The 21,736-nt window shown below is 61.7% G+C and carries 18 protein-coding genes; 3 read left to right on the top strand and 15 right to left on the bottom strand.

All coding sequences use genetic code 11. From position 1 onward, the window contains the following. A complete protein-coding gene (gene gudD / locus HX807_RS07775; RefSeq protein WP_177049672.1) occupies positions 1 to 1,350 on the bottom strand; it encodes a glucarate dehydratase in 1,350 nt (449 codons plus the stop codon). A gap of 10 nt (positions 1,351 to 1,360) precedes the next feature. After that, entirely contained in the window at positions 1,361 to 2,710 is a 1,350-nt protein-coding gene (locus HX807_RS07770) for an MFS transporter (protein ID WP_134326404.1), read from the bottom strand. A 287-nt stretch (positions 2,711 to 2,997) separates the two neighbouring features. On the opposite strand from HX807_RS07770, the gene HX807_RS07765 reads away from it, so the two are divergent. Next, on the top strand, positions 2,998 to 3,708 hold the full coding sequence (locus HX807_RS07765) for a FadR/GntR family transcriptional regulator (protein ID WP_008435219.1): 711 nt from the start codon (positions 2,998 to 3,000) through the stop codon (positions 3,706 to 3,708). Positions 3,709 to 3,714: 6 nt separating this feature from the next. Here HX807_RS07765 and HX807_RS07760 read toward each other — a convergent pair whose 3' ends face one another. Further along, entirely contained in the window at positions 3,715 to 4,557 is an 843-nt protein-coding gene (locus tag HX807_RS07760; protein ID WP_134326405.1) for an alpha/beta fold hydrolase, read from the bottom strand. A gap of 288 nt (positions 4,558 to 4,845) precedes the next feature. On the opposite strand from HX807_RS07760, the gene HX807_RS07755 reads away from it, so the two are divergent. Then, complete coding sequence (locus HX807_RS07755) at positions 4,846 to 5,433, top strand: LysE family translocator (RefSeq protein ID WP_102605655.1); 588 nt, start codon at positions 4,846 to 4,848, stop codon at positions 5,431 to 5,433. Between the two features lies 1 nt (position 5,434). On the opposite strand, the gene HX807_RS07750 is transcribed toward HX807_RS07755, so the two are convergent. From HX807_RS07750 to HX807_RS07725, 6 genes are all read right to left on the bottom strand, one after another. Then, positions 5,435 to 6,259 carry an AraC family transcriptional regulator gene (locus HX807_RS07750; protein WP_102605656.1) on the bottom strand — a complete coding sequence of 275 codons (825 nt, stop codon included), beginning with the start codon at positions 6,257 to 6,259 and terminating at the stop codon, positions 5,435 to 5,437. A 63-nt stretch (positions 6,260 to 6,322) separates the two neighbouring features. After that, entirely contained in the window at positions 6,323 to 6,484 is a 162-nt protein-coding gene (locus tag HX807_RS07745) for a hypothetical protein (protein WP_166742159.1), read from the bottom strand. A gap of 155 nt (positions 6,485 to 6,639) precedes the next feature. Then, a complete protein-coding gene (locus HX807_RS07740) occupies positions 6,640 to 9,108 on the bottom strand; it encodes a TonB-dependent receptor (RefSeq protein WP_166742160.1) in 2,469 nt (822 codons plus the stop codon). A gap of 96 nt (positions 9,109 to 9,204) precedes the next feature. After that, positions 9,205 to 10,164, bottom strand: coding sequence for a FecR domain-containing protein (locus HX807_RS07735; RefSeq protein WP_177049670.1), 960 nt, complete (start codon positions 10,162 to 10,164; stop codon positions 9,205 to 9,207). Beyond that, complete coding sequence (locus HX807_RS07730) at positions 10,161 to 10,691, bottom strand: sigma-70 family RNA polymerase sigma factor (protein WP_134326409.1); 531 nt, start codon at positions 10,689 to 10,691, stop codon at positions 10,161 to 10,163. The genes HX807_RS07735 and HX807_RS07730 overlap by 4 nt, the downstream gene beginning before the upstream one ends. A gap of 96 nt (positions 10,692 to 10,787) precedes the next feature. Beyond that, positions 10,788 to 11,699 carry a LysR family transcriptional regulator gene (locus HX807_RS07725; RefSeq protein WP_134326410.1) on the bottom strand — a complete coding sequence of 304 codons (912 nt, stop codon included), beginning with the start codon at positions 11,697 to 11,699 and terminating at the stop codon, positions 10,788 to 10,790. A gap of 110 nt (positions 11,700 to 11,809) precedes the next feature. Between HX807_RS07725 and HX807_RS07720 the strand changes: the two genes are divergently transcribed. Further along, a complete protein-coding gene (locus HX807_RS07720) occupies positions 11,810 to 12,655 on the top strand; it encodes an oxidoreductase (protein ID WP_134326411.1) in 846 nt (281 codons plus the stop codon). A gap of 71 nt (positions 12,656 to 12,726) precedes the next feature. On the opposite strand, the gene HX807_RS07715 is transcribed toward HX807_RS07720, so the two are convergent. The 6 genes from HX807_RS07715 to HX807_RS07690 all read right to left on the bottom strand — a co-directional run bounded on the left by HX807_RS07715 (position 12,727) and on the right by HX807_RS07690 (position 21,674). Continuing rightward, positions 12,727 to 14,331 (bottom strand): ABC transporter ATP-binding protein, encoded by a 1,605-nt coding sequence (locus HX807_RS07715; protein ID WP_134326412.1) that lies wholly within the window; start codon positions 14,329 to 14,331, stop codon positions 12,727 to 12,729. A gap of 1 nt (position 14,332) precedes the next feature. Continuing rightward, positions 14,333 to 15,352 carry an ABC transporter permease gene (locus HX807_RS07710; protein WP_008435209.1) on the bottom strand — a complete coding sequence of 340 codons (1,020 nt, stop codon included), beginning with the start codon at positions 15,350 to 15,352 and terminating at the stop codon, positions 14,333 to 14,335. Between the two features lies 1 nt (position 15,353). Next, positions 15,354 to 16,427, bottom strand: a complete 1,074-nt coding sequence (locus HX807_RS07705; protein ID WP_008435207.1) for a microcin C ABC transporter permease YejB — start codon at positions 16,425 to 16,427, stop codon at positions 15,354 to 15,356. Between the two features lies 1 nt (position 16,428). Continuing rightward, a complete protein-coding gene (locus tag HX807_RS07700; RefSeq protein ID WP_134326414.1) occupies positions 16,429 to 18,267 on the bottom strand; it encodes an extracellular solute-binding protein in 1,839 nt (612 codons plus the stop codon). Further along, the gene (locus HX807_RS07695) at positions 18,264 to 20,093 is read right to left on the bottom strand and encodes an extracellular solute-binding protein (protein WP_008435204.1); all 1,830 of its coding nucleotides are present in this window, start codon (positions 20,091 to 20,093) and stop codon (positions 18,264 to 18,266) included. The genes HX807_RS07700 and HX807_RS07695 overlap by 4 nt, the downstream gene beginning before the upstream one ends. Positions 20,094 to 20,261: 168 nt before the next feature. Beyond that, positions 20,262 to 21,674 (bottom strand): lytic transglycosylase domain-containing protein, encoded by a 1,413-nt coding sequence (locus HX807_RS07690; RefSeq protein WP_177049668.1) that lies wholly within the window; start codon positions 21,672 to 21,674, stop codon positions 20,262 to 20,264. Between the last annotated feature and the right edge of the window lie 62 nt (positions 21,675 to 21,736).

The raw sequence follows: 21,736 nt of genomic DNA, 5'->3' as shown, positions 1-21,736 counted from the left end.
TCAGCGCACCAGGCACGGCCGCTTGTTATCGAACGTCCAGCCCGGAATCATGAACTGCATCGCCACGCTGTCATTGCGCGCACCCAGGCCCATGCCTTTGTACAGTTCATGGGCGTGGGCCACGGCGTCCATGTCGATGTCCACGCCCAGGCCCGGTTTGGCCGGCACCTTGATGTGGCCGTCGACAATCTTCAGCGGAGCCTTGGTCAACCGCTGGCCGTCCTGCCAGATCCAGTGGGTGTCGATGGCCGTGATTTCCCCCGGCGCGGCGGCGGCCACCTGAGTGAACATCGCCAGGGAAATGTCGAAGTGATTATTGGAGTGCGAGCCCCAGGTCAGGCCCCATTCGTGGCACATCTGCGCCACGCGCACCGAGCCCTGCATGGTCCAGAAGTGCGGGTCGGCCAGGGGAATATCCACGGACTGCAACTGGATCGCATGCCCCATTTCCCGCCAGTCGGTGGCGATCATGTTGGTGGCGGTGGGCAGCCCGGTGGCACGGCGGAATTCGGCCATGACTTCGCGCCCGGAGTAACCGTTTTCCGCGCCGCAAGGGTCTTCAGCATAGGCCAGCACATGATGCTGGTCGCGGCACAGGGCGATGGCTTCTTTCAGTGACCAGGCGCCGTTGGGGTCCAGGGTGATGCGCGCATCGGGGAAGCGTTCGGCCAGTGCAGTCACCGCCTCGATTTCGTCGCCGCCGCGCAGTACGCCGCCTTTGAGCTTGAAGTCATTGAAGCCGTATTGCGCCTTGGCCGCCTCTGCCAGACGCACGATGGCTTCGGGCGTCATGGCCTTTTCATGACGCAGGCGGAACCAGTCTTCGGCATCGCCTTCGCTGCGATAGGCCAGGTCGGTTTGCTGGCGATCACCGATGTAGAACAGGTAGCCGAGCATCTTCACCGCGTCGCGCTGCTGGCCTTCGCCGAGAAGGGCCGCCACCGGGACTTCGAGGAATTGGCCGAGCAAATCCAGGAGTGCCGCTTCCATCGCCGTGACGGCATGGATGGTGATGCGCAGGTCAAACGTCTGCAAACCCCGGCCCGCCGAATCCCGCGCGGCGAAGGTCTGGCGCATGGCATTGAGAATGCTCTGGTACTGGCCGATGGGCTTGCCGATCACCAGGCTGCGGGCGTCTTCCAGGGTCTCGCGGATGCGTTCGCCGCCGGGTACCTCACCGACGCCGGTACTGCCGGCGCTGTCGGTAAGGATCACGATGTTGCGCGTGAAAAACGGCCCGTGGGCACCGCTGAGGTTGAGCAGCATGCTGTCGTGACCGGCCACCGGGATGACTTGCAGGCCGGTCACGACCGGGGCGCTGTTGGCGTGGTGCTGGTGTTCTGTGTTCATCGTGTAGTCCTTATTTGCTCAAGACGGGTGCGGGTTGCAGCACGCTGCTGGTGGTCGGGCCGGGCAGTGTCCTGGCGAAAAACACCAGGATGGCCGCAAGGATCGAAGTGCCCGCCAGGCCATACAAACCGCCCTGGATCGAGCCGGTGGTCTGTTCCAGGAAACCAAAGGTGGTGGGCGCGACAAACCCGCCGAGGTTGCCGATGGAGTTGATCAATGCGATCACCGCTGCGGCGATGCGTGCATCCAGGTAACCCTGGGGAATCGGCCAGAACAGCGAGGACGCCGACTTGAAGCCGATCGCCGCGAAGCAGATGGCGATAAAGGCAAAGATCGGCCCGCCGGTAGTGGAGAGGAACATGCCCACGGCGGCGATCAACAGTGCCGCAGCGACCCAGGCTTGCTGGAACTTGAATCTGCCCGCCAGTGCCGCGAAGGCGTACATCGCGATGATCGAGATCAACCACGGGATGGAGTTGTAGAAACCCACCTGGATGTCGCTCAGGTCGCCCATCTTTTTAATGATGCTCGGCAACCAGAAAGTGGCGGCATAGATCGTCAGTTGGATGCAGAAATACAGGGCGCAGAACAGCATGATCTGACGGTCCTTGAGCAGCTTGCCCAGGGTCGGCTTGACCGTGGTGGCGGCGTCACGCTCGCGCTGTTCGCGGTCGATCTCGCCCACCAGCGCATCCTTTTCTTCAAGGCTGAGCCACTTGGCGTCGTGGGGCTTGGAGTCCAGCCAGAACCACACGAAAAAGCACAGCAGCACCGACGCCATGCCTTCGATGATGTACATCCACTGCCAGCCATGCAGGCCCAGCCCGGTGATTTGCAGCAGCACGCCGGACAAGGGGCCGGAGATCAGCGAGGCGAGGGCCGAGCCGCTGAGGAAGATTGCAATCGCCTTGCCGCGTTCGACGCCGGGCAGCCAGCGGGTGAAGTAGTAGATCACCCCGGGAAAGAAGCCGGCTTCGGCCACGCCCAGCAGAAAGCGCAGGATGTAGAAGTGGGTTTCGTTCTGGATGAAGGCCATCAATGTGGCGGTGATGCCCCAGGTGAACATGATGCGGGTCAGCCAGATGCGCGCGCCGACTTTTTGCAGGAGCATGTTGGACGGCACTTCGAACAGCGCGTAGCCGATGAAAAACAACCCGGCGCCGAAGCCGTAGGCGGCCGCACCAATGCCCAGGTCGTGCTCCATATGGGTACGCACAAAGCCGATGTTGACGCGGTCGATGTAGTTGACGATGAACATGATCACGAACAGTGGGAGCACATGGCTCTTCACCTTCTTGATCGCGCGGGCCAGGACCGGGTCGGTGGCAGGCGCAGCTGTCGCAGGGCTGGAAGGGGTCACGGGTCAAACTCCCACTGATTATTGTTGTGCGGGGACGTATTTGGGTTGTCAGAGATGTCTGACAACTTGATAGACATCATACAACTGCAATTTCAGAGATGGCAACCCTCTGTAGGAGCGAGCTTGCTCGCGAAAATCGTCAACGATTACGAGGTTTGGTGCAATGTTTGCGCTGCGACGGGTTTTTTCGCGAGCAGGCTCGCTCCTACAGGTATTTGTTTGTTGTCATACAAGTAAGGGCTTGCAAGAATGCTAGTATTGCCAGGCGCCCCTGAACGGAATTCCTGATGCAAAACCCCAGCTCGGCACCTCATCGCAAGCGCTCCCCGGGCCTTGCCCACGACATCGTCACCGCGTTGACCCAGCAGATTCTCCTGGGACAGATGGCGCCGGGTGAGAAGCTGCCATCCGAGTCCGCTATCGTGGGCGAGTACGGCGTCAGTCGCACGGTGGTGCGCGAAGCGCTTTCCAAATTGCAGGCCGCCGGGCTGGTGGAAACCCGCCACGGTGTCGGCACCTTTGTGCTGGAGCGCGACGAGCGCCACGGCCTGCACCTGACCCACGACACCGCGGCCAGCGTGCGCGGCATTCTTGAACTGCGCATGGGCCTGGAAACCCAGGCAGCCGCCCTGGCAGCCTTGCGCCGTACCGATGAACAACTGCAGCAGATGCGCCAGGCACTGGATGATTACCAGGATTCACTGGCCAATAACGACAGTGCCGTTGAGCCTGACGTGCGCTTCCATCGCCTGATCGCCCAGGCCACCGGCAACACCTATTTCACCGACGTGATTTATCACCTGGGCCACTCGGTAATCCCACGCACCCGGATCAATGCCGAGGAACGCGGCGACGCGGACCTGATGGAGCTGGGGCGCCTGGCGAACCTTGAGCACGAGGCGATCCTGAAAGCCATCCGCCGCCAGGACCCGGACGCGGCCCGGGCCGCCATGCTGTTGCACTTGAGCAACAGCCTGGAGCGGATGACAGGAGAGTAGGCGGGGCTATTTGCTGTCCAGGAAGTCCAGCAGCGCGGCATTGAACAGCGTCGGGTCCTGCAGGAATGCGAAGTGGCTGGTGTTCGGCAGAATCAGCAGGCCCGCTCCCGGAATGGTCGCCGCGATGTATTCGGTGTGTTCTCGCTTGATCGCCTCATCGTGGTCGCCGTCGACAATCAGGATCGGAGTCTTGATGGACGCCAGTTGCGCGTCGGTCCAGTTGGGTTGGCTGGCCCACATATGGCTGATCTGCTCGACGAAGGCGTCGTACTCTTTTGGCGTCGGCGAGTGCCTGGCGTACTCCTGGCCGGCGCGCTCGATGAAGGCGGCGAAGGTCGGGTTTTTCTCTACGCCATCCTTGACCCCGGAGGTCTGGGTGTTGGCGGCAAAGGCAAACACCTTGCCAATACGGTCGGGATGGCGCAGGGCAAGATCGATACCGATGATTGCGCCGTCGCTCCAGCCGACGATATCGGCGCGGGGGATTTTCAGGCTGTCGAGTACGGCGACCACGTCATCGGCCATCAAGTCGTAACCGAAGGGGTTCTCGTCCCGGGAACTGCGCCCGTGGCCACGGCTGTCGAGGCTGATGACCGTGTGTTTGGCGGCCAGCGCCTTGACCTGGTTGCCCCAGTAATCGGAATTGGACAGGCCACCGTGCAGCAGGATCACCGGCGAACCATGCCCGGTCTTGGTGTAGTAGACCTTGATGCCATTGACGGCGGCATAGCCGGTCTTGGCCCCCGCAATCGGCGCCGGGGTGGGCGGAAGGGTTTCCCAGCGTTCCGCGGCCTGAACCCCGGAGAGGGACAGCAACAGGCAGGCAGCTGCCAATAAGCGACGTGACATGGCGATTCCTTTTTTGTGAGCAGGTTGAGGTCATCCGGCCAGATGTGCGCTCGACTCTAGCACCGTGTCTGCCTTGGGAAACACGCATTTTTTCCTATCAAAAACGCCCTTTGGAAAGAGAAAAATACAGTTATATCAATGGAATAAATTTGTCTTTTGCAGCGGGTGAGCTAAAGGTTTCAACTGGTGGTTTTTTCGGTCATTCCCGGCAGGGGCATTTTCTTCAATACCGTGATCCGTCTTCCCCTTAAGGTTCAGTCCGTACCCGCACAACAAAAAGGAACTGCAATGAGCTTGATCATTTCCATGGCCGCCTTCGCCCTGGCCACGTCCATCACCCCGGGACCGGTGAATGTGGTGGCCCTCAGTTCAGGCGCGCGCTTTGGGTTTGCCGCCAGCCAGAAGCATGTGGCCGGGGCCGCGTTGGGATTCACCTTGCTGCTGGTGCTGATTGGCCTGGGGCTGCATGAGGTGCTGGTGCGCTGGCCGCTGCTGACGCAGTTTATTCAATGGGGCGGGGTGGCCTTCCTGTTGTACATGGCCTGGAAACTGGCCGTGGACAATGGGCGCCTGGACGCTGAAGGCACGGCCACGGCGCCCTCGATGCTCTACGGCGCGATCATGCAGTGGCTCAACCCCAAGGCCTGGCTGGCGTGTGTGGCAGGCATGGGGCTGTTTGTCGCCGATGGCGATGCGCAGCAAGTCTGGCTGTTTGCGACGATCTACCTGGTGATTTGCTACTTGTCGGTGGCGTGCTGGGCGTACGCCGGGACGTTCCTGCGCCGCTACCTGAGCAATCCCCAGGGCATGCGCCTGTTCAATCGCTCGATGGCCGCCTTGTTGGTGGCCAGCGTGGGGTATCTGCTGCTGGCCTGAGTCAGCCGCGATATTGCCCGGGCGTTGCCGCCAGGTGCTGTTTGAACGTGCGCTGGAAATGCGCCTGATCAGAAAAGCCGGCCGCCAGTGCGACGTCGGCGATCAACTGGCCGCTGCGCAACTGGGTGCGGGCAAACTGAATACGGCGATTGACCAGAAACGCGTGGGGCGTCATGCCGTAATACTGCTTGAACGCACGAATCAGGTACGACGGCGACAGTTCAGCCGCCTGGCAAATGTCTTCGAGCTTCAGGGCCTCGGTGCAATGCTCGCGAATATAGTCGGCGGCGCGTTCCAGTTTGTGATTGACCTCACGCACCGGGGTTGTCGAAGGATTGAGGCGCTGCTGCACCTCGGTGAAAAAACTCACCACCGCACTCTGCTTGTGCAGGTGTTCGGCGTGCTTGTCCACCAGCACCTCATACAGCTCGTTCAGCCCGCTGTACAGCGCGATATCCGTGGTGTGGGTGGCGGTGAACGGTCGAAAGTCCTGGTCCTTGCTGAAACCCAGCTGGTGCTGCAGGTCGGTCAGCCAGGCCGTATCGATATACAGCATGTGATAGGACCAGGGCAGATCATCAATGGGGTTGCAGGCGTGGACATCCCCGGGGTTCATCAAGACCACGGTGCCGGCGCTGATCTTGAAGGTCGATGCCCCATGGATGTACAGGCTCTGCCCGGACGTGATCGCACCGATGGAAAAGTGCTCGTGGGCGTGGCGGGTGTAGCAGACCTTCCGCCCGTCGGCGATGGTGCGAGCCTCAATGAACGGCAGGCGTTCGTCGCGCCAGAAGGACGGGGCAGTCGGTTCGAGGGGCGATCGCATCACTACAAGTCTCACCGGGAAACAATGCAGTGAATGATTACACAGAAACCGGCCTGCAACGTTTCATTTCATGGTTTCGGGTTCCATTCTGCGCAGGAAACCGATCCGCGGATCTACGCCGTTGATGGTGTCTGCCAGGGAAAGGGGTTGCTTCGCCGCCGCTCGCGCCTCATCGGCGCCTGTCAGCAAGTTCAGCAAGTGCGAGAGAAAGGGCAGATCTTCCATGTCAGTCCGGCTCCGTGCGGGTCGCCCACGTTTTATGGGCAACCGGAGTCCTCATCCTCGGATGGCCCCGGAAGGAACAACATACGTACCTTCCTGACGGGAGGTAGCCCGAGTCGACTGCCGTTGCAAGCGCTACGGCAGTCTGGCGTTTGGGCTCAAAAATCCCAGCGGGTCGCCAATTGCAGGCTGCGCGGCTCGCCGTAGAAGCCGGTACCGAAGTTGCCCAGGCCGGTGTAGTACTTTTTGTCGAACAGGTTTTTCACGTTCAACGTGGTGCTCAGGTGCTCGTTGAAGCGGTAGCGCGCCATGACGTCCACCAGGAAGTAGCTGTCCTGGATAATGCGTGAGTTTTGTCCGAAATTCACCGAGTCGTTGGGATCGGGCTGGAACACATTGCCGAAGAACTCGCTCTGCCAATTCACGCCGCCACCCACGGTCAGGTTCTCCAGGGCGCCGGGCAGGCGATAGCTGTTGAACAACCGCACCACTTGCTGGGGCGTGGTGGTTTGCAGCACGGAGCCGTAGACGTAATCGCCGTTGGCGTCACGGCTGTGCTGGTAGGTGTAGCCCGCCGATACGTTCCAGCCGTCCAGCACTTCACCGGCCAGTTCGACTTCAAAGCCCTTGGTGGTGGCGCCGGCAATCGGGCGATACACCGAGTCGGTCTCAAACCCGGAAACGTACTGCGCAACGTTGTCCTGTTCGATGCGGAATGCGGCGAAGCTGGCGTTCAGGCGGCCGTCGAAGAAAGCGGCCTTGAGCCCGGCTTCGTAGGTGTCGCCTTCAATCGGATCGAGCAACTTGCGGTCGGCGTCCTTGCTGTTTTGCGGTTTGTAGATCTTGGTGTAGCTGGTGTACACCGACCAGATGTCATTCAGGTCGTAGACGATACCGGCATAGGGCGTGACGACGCCGGTCTGGCGGTAGGTGAAACGGTTGTCGGCCTTGGTCGGGTCGTAGAAGTCGGTGTTGTCGGTGCCGCTGAAGTTGCTGACGCGGGTGCCAAGGATCACCGACAGGTCATCGGTGGGTTTCAAGCGCGTGGCCAGGTACGCGCCGGTCTGGCGTTGCACGATGTCGTTCTGGCCGCTGCGGGGAATGTCAGGCTTCGGGTATTCGCCGCGCCAGTCGTAAATGCTGCCGCCCACGGGCGGGTAGATCGAGCCGTACACCGGCACGTCCTGTTTCGAGCGGGTGGCCATGAAGCCCATGATCAATTCATGCTCGCGCCCGAACAGGCTGAAGGGGCCATTGAGGTTGATGTCCAGGGTGTTTTGCACCTGGTCACCCTTGTATTTGCCCATGAACATGTACATCCCGTTGCCCGTGACCGGGTCCGGGTTGCCGCCGCTGGCGGAGGCGAGCAGGGTGTCGTGTTGGCTGCGCTTGCGGTCGAGGCTGACTTTCAGCGACCAGTCGTTCGCGAGCTTTTGTTGCACCGAGGCAAACAGGGTCTGGTTCTGGAAGTCGCGGCGGCTCCAGTCGGCGGCCGGGTTGAAGGACCGCGAGAAGTCGGTGCGTGAACCGTTGCTGAAGTACATCGGGAAGCCGGTCCAGCTGGCGCCACGGGAGCGGGTGTCCTGCTGGTCGACGCCGAAGGTCAGCAGGGTGTCCGGCGTCAGGTCGGCTTCGAGGATGCCGTAGGCGATATCCTTGGTGTTCTGGTAGTGGTCCAGGTACGACTGGCGATCCTGATACACGCCGACGAAGCGCCCGCGCACGTTGCCGGAGTCGGTCAAAGGCCCGGAAATATCGCCTTCGGTGCGGTAGTTGTCCCACGAGCCGAAGGTCTGGGTGACCGAGGCCTTGAAGTCCCGGGTGGGCTTTTTGCGAATCAGGTTGACCGTGGCCGAAGGATCGCCGGAGCCGGACATCAGGCCGGCTGAGCCCTTGATGATTTCCAGGCGGTCATACACCGCCATGTCGGTGCTGGTGGTGCCGTAGTCATACACGCCGTCGTAGGTGGAGTTGACCCCGTCGTACTGGAAGTTGGTGATCGGCAGGCCGCGGCTGGAAAACTCCCAGCGTTCGCTGTCGTAATTCTGCACGCTCACGCCCGGTGCACGGCGCAGGGTGTCGGCGATGCTGGTGGAGCCTTGGTCGTCCATTTGTTGGCGGGTGATCACTGTTACCGACTGCGGCGTCTCGCGCATCGACAACGCCAGGCCGGTGGCCGAGGCCATGGCGCCGGTAGTGTACGAGTGCGTGTCTTCGGTGGTGGCGCCCAGGCCTTCGCCGGAGATGGTGGTGGCGCCCAGTTCCAGGGCGCCGGTGTTGGCCGGGACCAACTCCAGCACGTAGCCGTTGTTGCCCTGGGGCACGGCCTGCAAGCCGCTGCCTTGCAACAGCCGTTGCAAACCGCTGGCTGGGGTGTAGCTGCCGTTGAGGCCGGGGCTGGTTTTGCCGCTGGCCAGGCTGTTGTGGCCGGCGAAAAAGATCCCGGACTGCTCGGCGAAGCTGTTCAGCACGTTGACCAACGAACCCGCGGCGATGGTGTAGTGGCGGGCCGTTTCCTGAGTCGACGGCGACTCGGCGGCTTGCGCGTCGAGCGCGCCCAGGCACAGCAAGGTAGCGGTAACGGCCAGCGCCAGCGGGCGCAAAGTGAAGCGAGCGGGTTGCGACATGAACATTCCCTTTGGATCAAATCGATCGGCGAATTGAAAGCATCTGCAGGGTTTACCGAACGAGTTTTGGAAAAGGGAACTGACGGCTGAAAGTTTTTATGCGCCTGGGTGTTTGGGCCTGACCGTGACCCACCAGGGCATGAGCGTGTCGACCTGAATCGGCAGCGCGGCCTGTAGCAGGCGCAGTGCGTGGTCGCTGTCTTTGAGGGGGAACGAACCCATTACCGGCAATTGCGCCACGGCTGGATCACAGCCCAGGTGGCCGGGGCGAAAACGATTGAGTTCGGCGACCAGTTGGCCAAGCGGCAGGTTGTCGGCCAGCAGTACGCCACGGCTCCAGGCCTCACGGGTGGCGGATGCGGGTGAATGGAGATTGAACCCATCGCGGGTGAAGGCCACTTGTTGCCCGGCCTCGATGATTCGTTGTTGCTGGCTGGCGGCGGTGCGCACTTCGACCCGACCTTCAAACACATTGAGCACGGTGCTGTCGCCGTCCTGCAACACGCTGAAGCGGGTGCCCAGGGCGCGCAGGCGGCCCTGTTGGGTCTCCACCAGGAACGGGCGGTTCGGGTCCTTGGCGGTCTCGATCAGCACTTCGCCGAAGCGCAGGAGCAGCAAGCGCTGGACCCGGTCAAAACGTACATCCAGGGCGCTCAAGGCGTTCAACCACAGGCGACTGCCATCGTCCAGCAGCGCTTCGCGGGTTTCACCGCCGGCGGTTGCGTAATCCGCACTCCAGCCTCCCACCAACCGGGGCAGGGCGGTGTTGCGCCAGGTGCCCCAGGCCAGCGTTGAACCGGCACACAGCACCAGCAGGGTCTTGAGCGTCTGGCGCCGAGAGCTGCGCAACGCACGGCTGGCGCTGTTGGATTGCTCGGCCAACGGCGCAAAGCGTTGGCTGACCCGCTCTACATAACCCCAGGCGGCCTGGTGTTCCGGACTTTGCCCGAGCCATGCCTGCCAGTGCTGGGCAGCCTCTGGCTGATCCTGCAGGCGTACGTACCATTGGGCCGCTTGCTCAAGGCTGGCATGGCTGAGCTTTCCGGGGCTGTTCACTCCACGAGCATCCCGTCCAGTTCGGCTTCCAGCACCGCACAATGCAGCAGCGCCTGGGCCAGGTATTTTTTCACCATCCGTTCGCCTACCCCGAGCTGTTCGCCGATCTGCTTGTAGGGCGTACCGTGCAACTGCGCCAGCAGGAACGCTTCGCGCACCTTGTGGGGCAGCCGCGCGAGCATGGCGTCCACTTCGTACAGGGTTTCGACAATGATTGCCCGCTGCTCCGGCGACGGTTGCAGGGCTTGCGGCCGGTCCGCGAGGCTTTGCAGCCACGCTTGTTCCAGTTGGCGCCGACGCCAGTGATCAATGCACAACCCCCGGGCGATGGTGGCCAGGTAGGAGCGCTCCCGCGTCTCATCGGCGCCGGCCGGCGGGCGCTTGAGTACCCGGATGAAGGTGTCATGGGCCAGGTCCGCCGCATCCCAGCGATTGCTCAGGCGCCGGCGCAGCAGCCCCAGCAGCCAGGAATGGTGATTGCCGTAGAGGTCGCTGAACGAGGTGGACGGGGTCGACACAGTATCCATGTGGCGCAGAAGCCTTGGCGTAAATAAGAATTGGTCGCGATTAAACCAAAGGGCCGGGCACTGCGCAAATGATATTGGTTTGCTTTTGCGGCGCTGTCAGCGCCCACGCTTTTCGGCAATCCATGCGGTGGCCAGGTCGATAAAGGCCCGCAGTTTCGGTTGGCTCTGGGTTCGGGCGGGGAAATACAGGTACAGCCCGCTGCTTGGCGGTACGAAAGATTGCAGCACGGGCTCCAGTGCGCCTGAAGCCAGGTCCTCCATGACCTCGAAATCACTCACGTACGCCAGGCCCTGGCCGGCCCGCGCGGCGGCGATCATCAGGTTGCGGTCATTGACGATCAACCCGCCTTGAACGCCGACCGTAAATTCCCGGCCCGCCCGCTCGAATTCCCAGCGGTGTGCCATGCCCGAGGTCAGGAAGCGATAACCGATGGTTTGATGGGTCGTGAGCGCTTCCGGCGTTGTCGGCTTGCCGGCCTTGGCAAAGTAGGCGGGAGAGCCCACCACCGACCAGTTCAGGTCCGGGGTCAGGCGCACGGCAACCATGTCTTTGTCGATGGATTCCCCCAGGCGAATACCGGCGTCGAAGCCCTCGGTCACCAGGTCCACCGTGGCATCGTCGAGGGAAATATCCAGCACCACATCGGGGAAGGCCTCGCGAAAACGCGGGATCAACGGCTCGATCAGCAACTTGCCCGACAACCTTGGCACCGTCAGCCGCAGGGTGCCCATGGGCCGGTCGCGGTAGCCACTGAGGGCCGCCAGCGCTTCGTCAATCTCCCCGGCGGCGGGGCGCAGGCGGCTGTAAAGCGTCATGCCGGCCTCGGTCAGCGCCACCCGGCGCGTGGTGCGCTGGAACAGCACCACACCCGTGCGCTTCTCCAGGGTCTTCACCGCATGGCTGACCGCCGTCGGTGTTACGCCGAGGCGTGCAGCGGCCTGGGTGAAGCTCTTCAGTTCGGCCACGGCGAGAAATTCGGTCAAGCCATTGAAGGGATCAAGGTTCATCAGTCAGCCATTATGAAATTCTGTTTCAGAGTGCTTGTAGCACGAGACGGTTTTTCAGGCTAATGCCTCAGCGTACTTTGGCTTCACATTCACTCCATCAGGTACGGATCATGACAACGGCACATTCCTTCAAGCGTGTTTGGCTGGTAACCGGGGCTTCCCGGGGCATCGGCGCGAAAATCGTCGCGGCAGCACTGGCCCACGGTGATGCGGTGGTGGCCACGGCCCGCAACGCCCATACCGTCACCCAACGCTTCGGCGAGCAACCCGGGCTGCTGGCGGTGCAGCTGGACGTGACCGACGAATCCCAGGCTGCCGACGTTGCCCGTGCCGCCATTGAGCACTTCGGGCGCATTGATGTGTTGGTCAACAATGCCGGTTTTGGCCTGCTGGGCGCGGTGGAGGAGGCGTCTGCCGATGAGGTTCGCCGCTTGTATGAAACCAACGTGTTCGGGCTGCTCAATGTCACTCGCGGTGTATTGCCGTTCATGCGCCAGGCGCGCAGCGGGCATGTGATCAATATTTCGTCGGTGGGCGGCTTCCGTTCGGGTGCGGGATTCGGCACGTACTGCTCGACCAAGTTTGCCGTTGAAGGGTTGAGCGAGGCGCTGCACGCAGAGCTGGCACCCTTGGGCGTCAAGGTGACGGTGGTGGAGCCGGGTTATTTCCGCACCGACTTCCTGGATGGCAACTCCCTGGTGGAGTCGCCCCTGATCATCGACGACTACGCCGCCACGTCCGGCGAGGTGCGCAAGCTGGCCAAGGTCTACAACCAGCAGCAACCGGGTAACCCGGAGCTGCTGGCAGTGGCCATGATCAAGCTGGTGGACGCGCCGCATCCGCCGATGCGCCTGGCCCTGGGCACCGACACGTTGCAGGCGATTGAGGACAAGCTGGCCTACGTCAAGGAAGAGACCGACACCTGGCGTGAATTGTCGGCCTCAACCGATTTCTGACACCCAATGGCGTAGCAGCTGTCGAGCCGCCGCTTCGCTGGGGCTCGACAGCTGCTACGGTGGTTCTACTGCTAGGGGCCGGGCACCAAAAACGCCGCCTCCAGCAGCTGCCGGGTGTAGGCATGCTGGGGGTTGGCGAAGATCGCGGGTGCATCTCCCTGTTCAACCGCCTGCCCGTGTTTTACCACCATCAGTTGGTGACTCAAGGCCTTGACCACCGCCAGGTCGTGGCTGATGAACAGGTAGGTCAGGTTGTACTTGGCCTGCAGGTTGCGCAGCAGTTCCACCACCTGGCGCTGCACGGTACGGTCGAGGGCCGAGGTCGGTTCATCCAGCAAAATCAGCCGGGGCTTGAGCACCAAAGCGCGGGCAATAGCGATGCGCTGGCGTTGGCCGCCGGAAAATTCGTGGGGGTAGCGATTGCGGGTTTCCGGGTCCAGGCCCACTTCCTTCAGCGCGGCGATAATCGCCGCTTCCTGCTCGGCGGCAGTGCCCATCTTGTGGATACGCAGGCCTTCGCCGACGATCTCGCTCACGCACATGCGCGGGCTCAGGCTGCCGAACGGATCCTGGAACACCACCTGCATTTCCCGGCGCAGCGGGCGCACTTGTTGCTGGCTGAGCTTGTCCATCTGATGGCCTTCGAAGCGAATGCCACCCTTGCTCGCAATCAGCCGCAAAATTGCCAGGCCCAGGGTGGATTTGCCCGAGCCGCTTTCACCGACGATGCCCAACGTCTGGCCCTGGGGCAGGCTGAAGTTGATGCCATCCACCGCCTTGACGTAATCGACGGTATTGCGCAGGAAGCCTTTCTTGATCGGGAACCAGACCTTCAGGTCATCGACTTCCAGCAACGGTGGGCCGACTTCATTGGTGGCGGGACCGCCGCTGGGTTCCGCTGCCAGCAGCTCCTGGGTGTATGAATGTCGGGGAGACTGGAACAGGGTTTCGCACTCGGCCTGTTCGACGATGCAGCCTTTTTGCATCACACATACCCGGTGGGCAATGCGCCTGACCAGGTTCAGGTCGTGGCTGATCAACAGCAAGGCCATGCCCAGGCGCGCCTGCAATTCCTTGAGCAGCTCCAGGATCTTCAGCTGCACGGTGACGTCGAGTGCCGTGGTCGGTTCGTCGGCGATCAGCAGTTCCGGCTCATTGGCCAGGGCCATGGCGATCATCACCCGCTGGCGCTGGCCGCCGGACAGCTCATGGGGCAGCGCCTTGAGGCGTTTGTGGGGCTCGGGGATGCCCACCAGTTCCAGCAACTCCAGGGTGCGTTTGGTGGCCACCTTGCCGGTAAGCCCCTTGTGCAGGCCGAGCACTTCGTTGATCTGCTTCTCGATGGAGTGCAGCGGGTTCAACGAGGTCATCGGCTCCTGGAAAATCATCGCAATCCGGTTGCCGCGGATATGCCGGATGGTCTTTTCCTTCAGGGTCAGCAAATCGTGGTTGGCGTACTGGATCGTGCCCGACGGGTGACGTGCCAGCGGGTAGGGCAGCAGGCGCAATATCGAGTGCGCCGTGACCGACTTGCCCGAGCCGCTTTCGCCCACCAGTGCCAGGGTTTCGCCGCGCTTGATATCGAAGCTGACGTTGTTCACCACCCGCTGGTGGCTGTTGCCTACGACGAACTCGACGGAGAGGTCGCGGACTTCGATCAGATTGTCCTGATTCATCTCATTTCCTCGGGTCGAAGGCATCGCGAGCGGACTCGCCGATAAACACCAGCAGACTCAACATGATCGCCAGTACGGCAAACGCACTCATGCCCAGCCACGGCGCCTGCAGGTTGGATTTGCCCTGGGCCACCAGTTCACCCAGGGACGGCGAGCCGGCCGGCAGGCCAAAACCCAGGAAGTCCAGCGCGGTGAGGGTGCCGATCGCCCCGGTCAGGATGAACGGCATGAAGGTCATGGTGGAGACCATGGCGTTGGGCAGGATATGGCGGAACATGATCGCGCCGTTCTGCATCCCCAGCGCCCGCGCCGCCCGCACATATTCCAGGTTACGCCCGCGCAGGAACTCGGCGCGCACCACGTCAACCAGGCTCATCCAGGAAAACAGCAGCATGATCCCCAGCAGCCACCAGAAGTTGGGTTGCACGAAGCTGGCGAGGATGATCAACAGGTACAGCACCGGCAAGCCGGACCAGATTTCCAGGAAACGCTGGCCGGCCAGGTCGACCCAACCACCGTAGAAGCCCTGCAACGCGCCGGCGATCACGCCGATGATCGAGCTGAGCACGGTGAGCGTCAGGGCAAACAGCACGGAAATCCTGAAGCCGTAGATCACCCGCGCCAGCACATCGCGGCCCTGGTCATCGGTGCCCAGCAGGTTGTCCCGTGACGGCGGGGCGGGGGCCGGAACTTTCAGGTCGTAGTTGATGCTCTGGTAGCTGTACGGAATCGGCGCCCACAACGTCCACGCGTCCTTGGCCTTGAGCAGCTCTTGGATATACGGGCTCTTGTAGTTGGCTTCCAGCGGGAATTCGCCGCCGAAGGTGGTCTCGGGGTAGCGCTTGAGCGCCGGGAAATACCAGTCGCCGTCGTAGTGCACCGCCAGCGGCTTGTCGTTGGCGATCAGCTCGGCGCCCAGGCTCAGGCCGAACAGGATCAAAAACAGCCACAGCGACCACCAGCCACGCTTGTTGGCCTTGAAACGCTCGAACCGGCGACGATTGAGGGGGGATAGATTCATCTCAATGCTCCCGGCTGGCGAAGTCGATGCGCGGATCGACCAGGGTGTAGGTGAGGTCGCCGATCAGCTTCACCACCAATCCCAGCAGGGTGAAGATAAACAGGGTGCCGAACACCACCGGGTAGTCGCGGTTGATCGCCGCTTCAAAGCTCATCAGGCCCAGGCCGTCGAGGGAGAAGATCACTTCCACCAGCAACGAGCCGGTGAAGAAGATGCCGATAAAGGCCGACGGGAAGCCGGCAATCACCAGCAGCATCGCGTTGCGAAACACATGGCCGTACAGCACGCGGTGGTTGGTCAGGCCCTTGGCCTTGGCGGTGACCACGTACTGCTTGTTGATCTCGTCGAGGAAGCTGTTTTTGGTCAGCAGCGTCATGGTGGCGAAGTTGCCGATCACCAGGGCGGTCACCGGCAGGGCAAGGTGCCAGAAGTAATCGAGGACCTTGCCGCCCCAGCTCAACTCATCAAAGTTGTTGGACGTGAGCCCGCGTAACGGAAACCAGTCGAAGTAACTGCCGCCGGCGAACACCACGATCAGCAGGATCGCAAACAGGAACGCCGGGATCGCGTAGCCGACGATAATCGCCGAGCTGGTCCACACGTCGAAGTGGCTGCCGTGCCGCGTAGCCTTGGCGATCCCCAGGGGGATCGACACCAGGTACATGATCAGGGTGCTCCACAACCCGAGGGAGATGGACACCGGCATCTTTTCCTTGATCAGGTCGATGACCTTCGCATCGCGAAAGAAGCTGTCGCCAAAATCCAGCCGGGCGTAGTTCTTGACCATGATCCACAAGCGTTCCGGCGCCGACTTGTCAAAGCCGTACATCTTCTCGATTTCCTTCACCAGCGCCGGGTCCAGGCCCTGGGCGCCGCGGTAGCTGGAACCGGCCACCGAGACTTCGGCACCGCCCCCGGCAATCCGGCTGGTGGCGCCTTCAAAGCCTTCGAGCTTGGCGATCATCTGCTCCACCGGGCCACCCGGGGCGGCCTGGATGATCACAAAGTTGATCAGCAAAATGCCGAACAGGGTCGGGATGATCAGCAGCAGTCGACGAAAAATATAGGCCAGCATCTCAGTCGCCCCCGCTCGCCGGATCGGCGCTCTGGTTGGTGTCCACGGTTATCGCAGGTTTCACGTCGGGTTTGCTCCACCAGGTGGCGGTGCCGACGTCATACCGTGGCGAGACCTTCGGATGGCCGAGGTGGTCCCAATACGCCACGCGGAAGGTCTTGATGTGCCAGTTGGGGATCACGTAGTAGCCGAACTGCAGCACGCGGTCCAGGGCCTTGGCGTGGGCCACCAGGCTCTTGCGCGAGTCGGAGTCGATGAGTTCTTCCACCAACTGGTCGATGGCCGGGTCTTTCAGGCCGATGTAGTTGCGGCTGCCGGGCTTGTCGGCGCTGGATGACTTCCAGTACTCGCGCTGCTCGTTACCGGGCGATGAGGATTGCGGGAAGCTGCCCACCACCATGTCGAAGTCCCGGGAACGGATGCGGTTGATGTACTGCGAGATGTCGACCCGGCGAATCACCAGGTCGATCCCCAGGTCTGCCAGGTTACGCTTGAACGGCAACAGGATGCGTTCGAACTCGGTCTGTGCCAGCAGGAACTCGATGGTCACTGGCTTGCCGGTGGTGTCGACCATCTTGTCGTCGACGATCTTCCAGCCGGCCTCTTGCAGCAGTTGATAGGCCTCGCGCTGCTGGGTGCGGATCATGCCGCTGGCGTCGGTCTTCGATGGCTCGAAGGCTTCGGTAAACACCTGGGGCGGGATCTTGTCCCGCAGCGGTTCAAGAATCGCCAGCTCATCCGGGCCGGGCAGGCCGGTGGCGGCCATCTCGGAGTTTTCGAAATAACTGCGGCTGCGGGTGTAGGCGCCGTTGAACAGTTGCTTGTTGCTCCATTCAAAGTCCAGCAACAGGCTGATGGCCTTGCGCACTCGCACGTCCTGGAACATCGGCTTGCGGGTGTTGAACACGAAGCCCTGCATGCCGGTGGGGTTGCCGTTGGGAATTTCTTCCTTGATCAGGCGGCCCTGGGTGACGGCGGGGGTGTTGTAGGCATTGGCCCAGTTTTTCGCGCTGATTTCCAGCCAGTAATCGAACTGCCCGGCCTTGAGGGCTTCGAGGGCCACGGTGTTGTCGCGGTAGTAATCGGTGACCCGGTTATCGAAGTTGTAGAAGCCCTTGTTGATCGGCAGGTCCTTGGCCCAGTAGTCCTTGACCCGCTCGTAGCGGATCGAACGCCCGGCCTTGACCTCGGCCACCTTGTACGGGCCGCTGCCCAGCGGAATCTCCAGGTTGCCCTTGGAGAAGTCGCGGCCCTCCCAGTAATGCTTGGGCAACACTGTCAGTTGCCCAAGGATCAGCGGCAGTTCGCGGTTGTTGGTGCGCTTGAACTTGAACAGCACCCGCAGCGGGTCTTCGGCGATCACTTCGTCGACATCGGCGTAGTAGGTCTTGAAGATCGGCGAGCCGTCCTTCATCAGCGTCTGGAAGCTGAACACCACGTCTTCGGCACGGATCGGGTGGCCGTCGTGGAAGCGCGCTTCGGGGCGAATGTAGAAGCGCACCCAGCTGTTGTCCGGGGCCTTTTCGATCTTGCCGGCCACCAGCCCGTATTCGGTGATGGGTTCGTCCAGGCTTTGCTGGGCGAGGGTGTCGTAGATCAGGCCGATATCATCTGCCGGCACGCCCTTGCTGATGAATGGGTTGAGGCTGTCGAAGCTGCCCATGCTGGATACGCGGAAGGTACCACCCTTGGGGGCATCCGGATTTACGTAGTCGACGTGTTTGAAATCGGCGGGGTACTTGGGCGGTTCGTTGTAGAGGGTCAGGGCATGTTGCGGGGCCGCATTGGCCGCGGCGCAAAACAGCAGGCTGCCAAGGATCGCAGTACGCAAAGGTATCATTGGGCTTTCTCCGAAGCTTTCAGCCACCATGCGCTCAGGCCCAGGCTGTAGGGCGGCGTGGTGACGAAGGCGAACCGGTTGCGGTACGCCAGGCGATGATAGTTGAGGTACCAGTTGGGAATACTGTAGTGCTGCCACAGCAGGACGCGGTCCAGCGCCCGGCCGGCGGCCAACTGTTCTTCACGGGTTTGCGCCGCCAGCAGTTGGTCCAGCAGGTGGTCGACCACCGGGTTGGCGATGCCTGCGTAATTCTTGCTGCCCTTGATCCCCGCCTGGCTGGAGTGGAAATACTGCCACTGCTCAAGGCCGGGGCTGAGGGTCTGGTTGAGGGTCATCAGAATCATGTCGAAGTCGAACTGATCGAGGCGTTGTTTGTACTGTGCGCGGTCTACCGTGCGCAAGCGGGCATCGACGCCGATGCTTGTCAGATTCTCGACATAGGGCTGCAGGATGCGCTCCAGGTTCGGGTTCACCAGCAGAATCTCCAGCCTCAGCGGCTGCCCGTCACTGTTGAGCAAGCGTTGCCCGGACAGCTTCCAGCCGGCGTCCGCCAACAATGCGAGGGCGCGGCGCATCGTGTCGCGAGGAATGCCGCGACCGTCGGTCTGGGGCAGGCTGAAGGGCTGGGTAAACAGGTTGGCCGGCAGTTGGTCGCGATAGGGCGACAGCATCAGCCACTCATGACCGGTCGGCACGCCGGTGGCGGAGAATTCGCTGTTGGGGTAATAGCTGAGGCTGCGTTTATAGGCGCCGCTGAACAGGGTGCGGTTGGTCCACTCGAAATCGAACATCAGCCCCAAGGCTTCGCGGACCTTGGCCTGGCTGAAGGCCGGGCGCCGGCTGTTCATGAACAGTCCCTGGCTCTGGGTCGGTATCTGGTGGGCGATCTGCGCCTTGATCACATCGCCGCGGTTGACCGCCGGGAAGTTGTAGCCGTTGGCCCAGTTCTTCGCCTGGTGCTCGATATAGATATCGAACTCGCCGGCCTTGAACGCTTCGAAGGCCACGTCGCTGTCGCGGTAGAACTCCACCTCGACCTTGTCGTAGTTATACAAACCACGGTTGACCGCCAGGTCCTTGCCCCAGTAATCCTTGACCCGCTCGAACACCAGTTGTCGCCCGGGGCTGACCTTGCTGATGCGGTAAGGCCCACTGCCCAGCGGCGGCTCGAAGGTGGTGGCCTTGAAATCGCGGTTTTTCCAGTAATGCTGGGGCAATACCGGTAGCTCGCCCAGGCGCAGGATCAGCAACGGGTTGCCGGCGCGCTTGAACACAAAACGAATGCGATGCCGGTTAAGAATGTCGACCCGGGCCACTTCCTGCAGGTTGGTGCGGTACTGCGGGTGGCCTTCGGTCAGCAGCGTGCGATAGGAAAACGCCACGTCGTAGGCGGTGATCGGCTTGCCATCGTGAAACCGCGCTTCAGGGCGCAGGTTGAACACCACCCAGCTGCGGTCCTCGCTGTATTCCACCGATTGGGCAATCAGGCCGTAGCTGGAGGTGGGTTCATCGCCGGAAGGGGCATATTGGCCGGTGCCGACCATCAACGGCTCATTGAGCTCGTTGACGCCATATTGCAGGAAATTGGCGGTGGAAACCGGGCTGGAACCCTTGAAGGTGTACGGGTTGAGGGTGTCGAACGTGCCAAACGCCATGACCCGCAAGGTGCCGCCCTTGGGCGCTGCGGGGTTTACCCAGTCGAAGTGGGTGAATTTGGCCGGGTACTTGAGCGTGCCGAACTGCGCATAACCGTGGCTCTCGGTAATGGTCGCGTTCGCGGAAAAGCTCAAGGCCAGACTTATTAGTAGAAGGAGGGGACGCTTCAAGTCAGGGATCCGATCCAGGCGGCTTGGGCTTTATGAACCGTACAGTAACAGCTTGTTCCGATTGGAAAAAGGCTGGCGCCGTAGGAGGGAGGCTACAGGCTTGGGTGGGGGTTGGCAGGGTGAAGAACAAAGGGGGAGCTGTTGCCAGTTCCCCCTCGTGTTTGCTGCTTAGCGCGGCCCGGAAACCACCAGCATCTGCCCAGGTTTCAGCGCCTGGCCAGTGCGTGGGTTCCAGCGCTTGAGATGTTGCATCTCGACGTTGAAGCGCTTGGCGACGATGTACAGCGAATCGCCTTTCTTGACCTTGTACTGCACCGGCTTCTTGCTGTCGGCCTTGGCCACCAGCTTGCGGGTGTCCTGCATCACCAGGGTCTGGCCGACCTTGAGCGCCTGCCCATTGAGCTTGTTCCAGCGCTGCAGGTCATGTACATCGACCTTGTTGGCCTTGGCGATCAGCGTCAGGTTGTCGCCGCTGCGCACCTTGTAGTTGCGGGTGCGACCGGCAATGGCCTTGTGCTCAACGTCGTCGAACACCGGCTTTTTCGGGCGCATGCTCAGCAATTCTTCGGGCTTCATCGCCGAAAGGCTGCTGGCCAGCAACTGCGCCTTGGACGTCGGCACCAGCAAATGCTGCGGGCCGTCCAGGGTGGTGCGCTGTTTCAAGGCCGGGTTGAGCTGGAACAGTTCGTCTTCGTCGATCTCGGCCAGCGCGGCGACCCGTGACAGGTCCATGCTGGTCTTGATTTCTACCACTTCGAAGTACGGCGTGTTGGCGATCGGGTTCAGGTTGACGCCATACGCCTCGGGGGCCAGCACTACCTGGGACAGCGCCAGGAACTTGGGCACGTAGTCCTTGGTTTCCTGGGGCAGTGGCAGGTTCCAGTAGTCCGTCGGCAAACCGAGCTTCTCGTTACGCTCGATGGCCCGGCTGACCGTGCCCTCACCGGCGTTGTAAGCCGCCAGGGCCAGCAACCAGTCGCCGTTGAACATGTCATGCAGGCGAGTCAGGTAGTCGAGGGCGGCGGTGGTGGAGGCGGTGATGTCGCGGCGGCCGTCGTAGGCGCGGGTCTGACGCAGGTTGAAATAGCGCCCGGTGGCGGGAACGAACTGCCACAGGCCGACCGCATCGCTGCGGGAATAGGCCATTGGGTTGTAGGCACTTTCAATCACTGGCAGCAGCGCCAGCTCCAGCGGCATGTTGCGTTCTTCAAGGCGTTCGACGATGTAATGAATGTAGAGGCTGCCGCGTTCGCCGGCGTTCTCGAGGAAGGAAGGGTTGCTGGCAAACCACAATCGTTGCTGTTCAATGCGCGGGTTGACGCCTAACCCGTCCTGCAATTGAAAGCCCCGGCGCATGCGTTCCCAGACATCCTGGGGCACTTCCGGGCTTGGCTTCTCTGATAGCCAAAGGGGTTTATGCTTGATCTTGGCGGTAAGGTTTGGCTTGGGTTGCACGGTGGATTGTGCGGCAAAATGGGTCGATTGGCAGCCCGCCAGAGTAGCGGACACAGCCACCGCCACGGCTTGAGCCAGGCGGGTCAATGCGTCTGAATGGTTGGTTTTACGAATAGATGACGACATTGGCTGGAAGTAAGTTCCGGGCAAAAATGTCGGGCGATTCTAGAAAGCGCGTGGGTTGCGGT

The sequence above is a fragment of the Pseudomonas sp. D8002 genome, assembly GCF_013385695.1.
Classification (GTDB): domain Bacteria; phylum Pseudomonadota; class Gammaproteobacteria; order Pseudomonadales; family Pseudomonadaceae; genus Aquipseudomonas.
The sequence above is the reverse complement of the archived record's forward strand: the minus strand, read 5'-3'. Positions and strand labels throughout refer to the sequence as shown.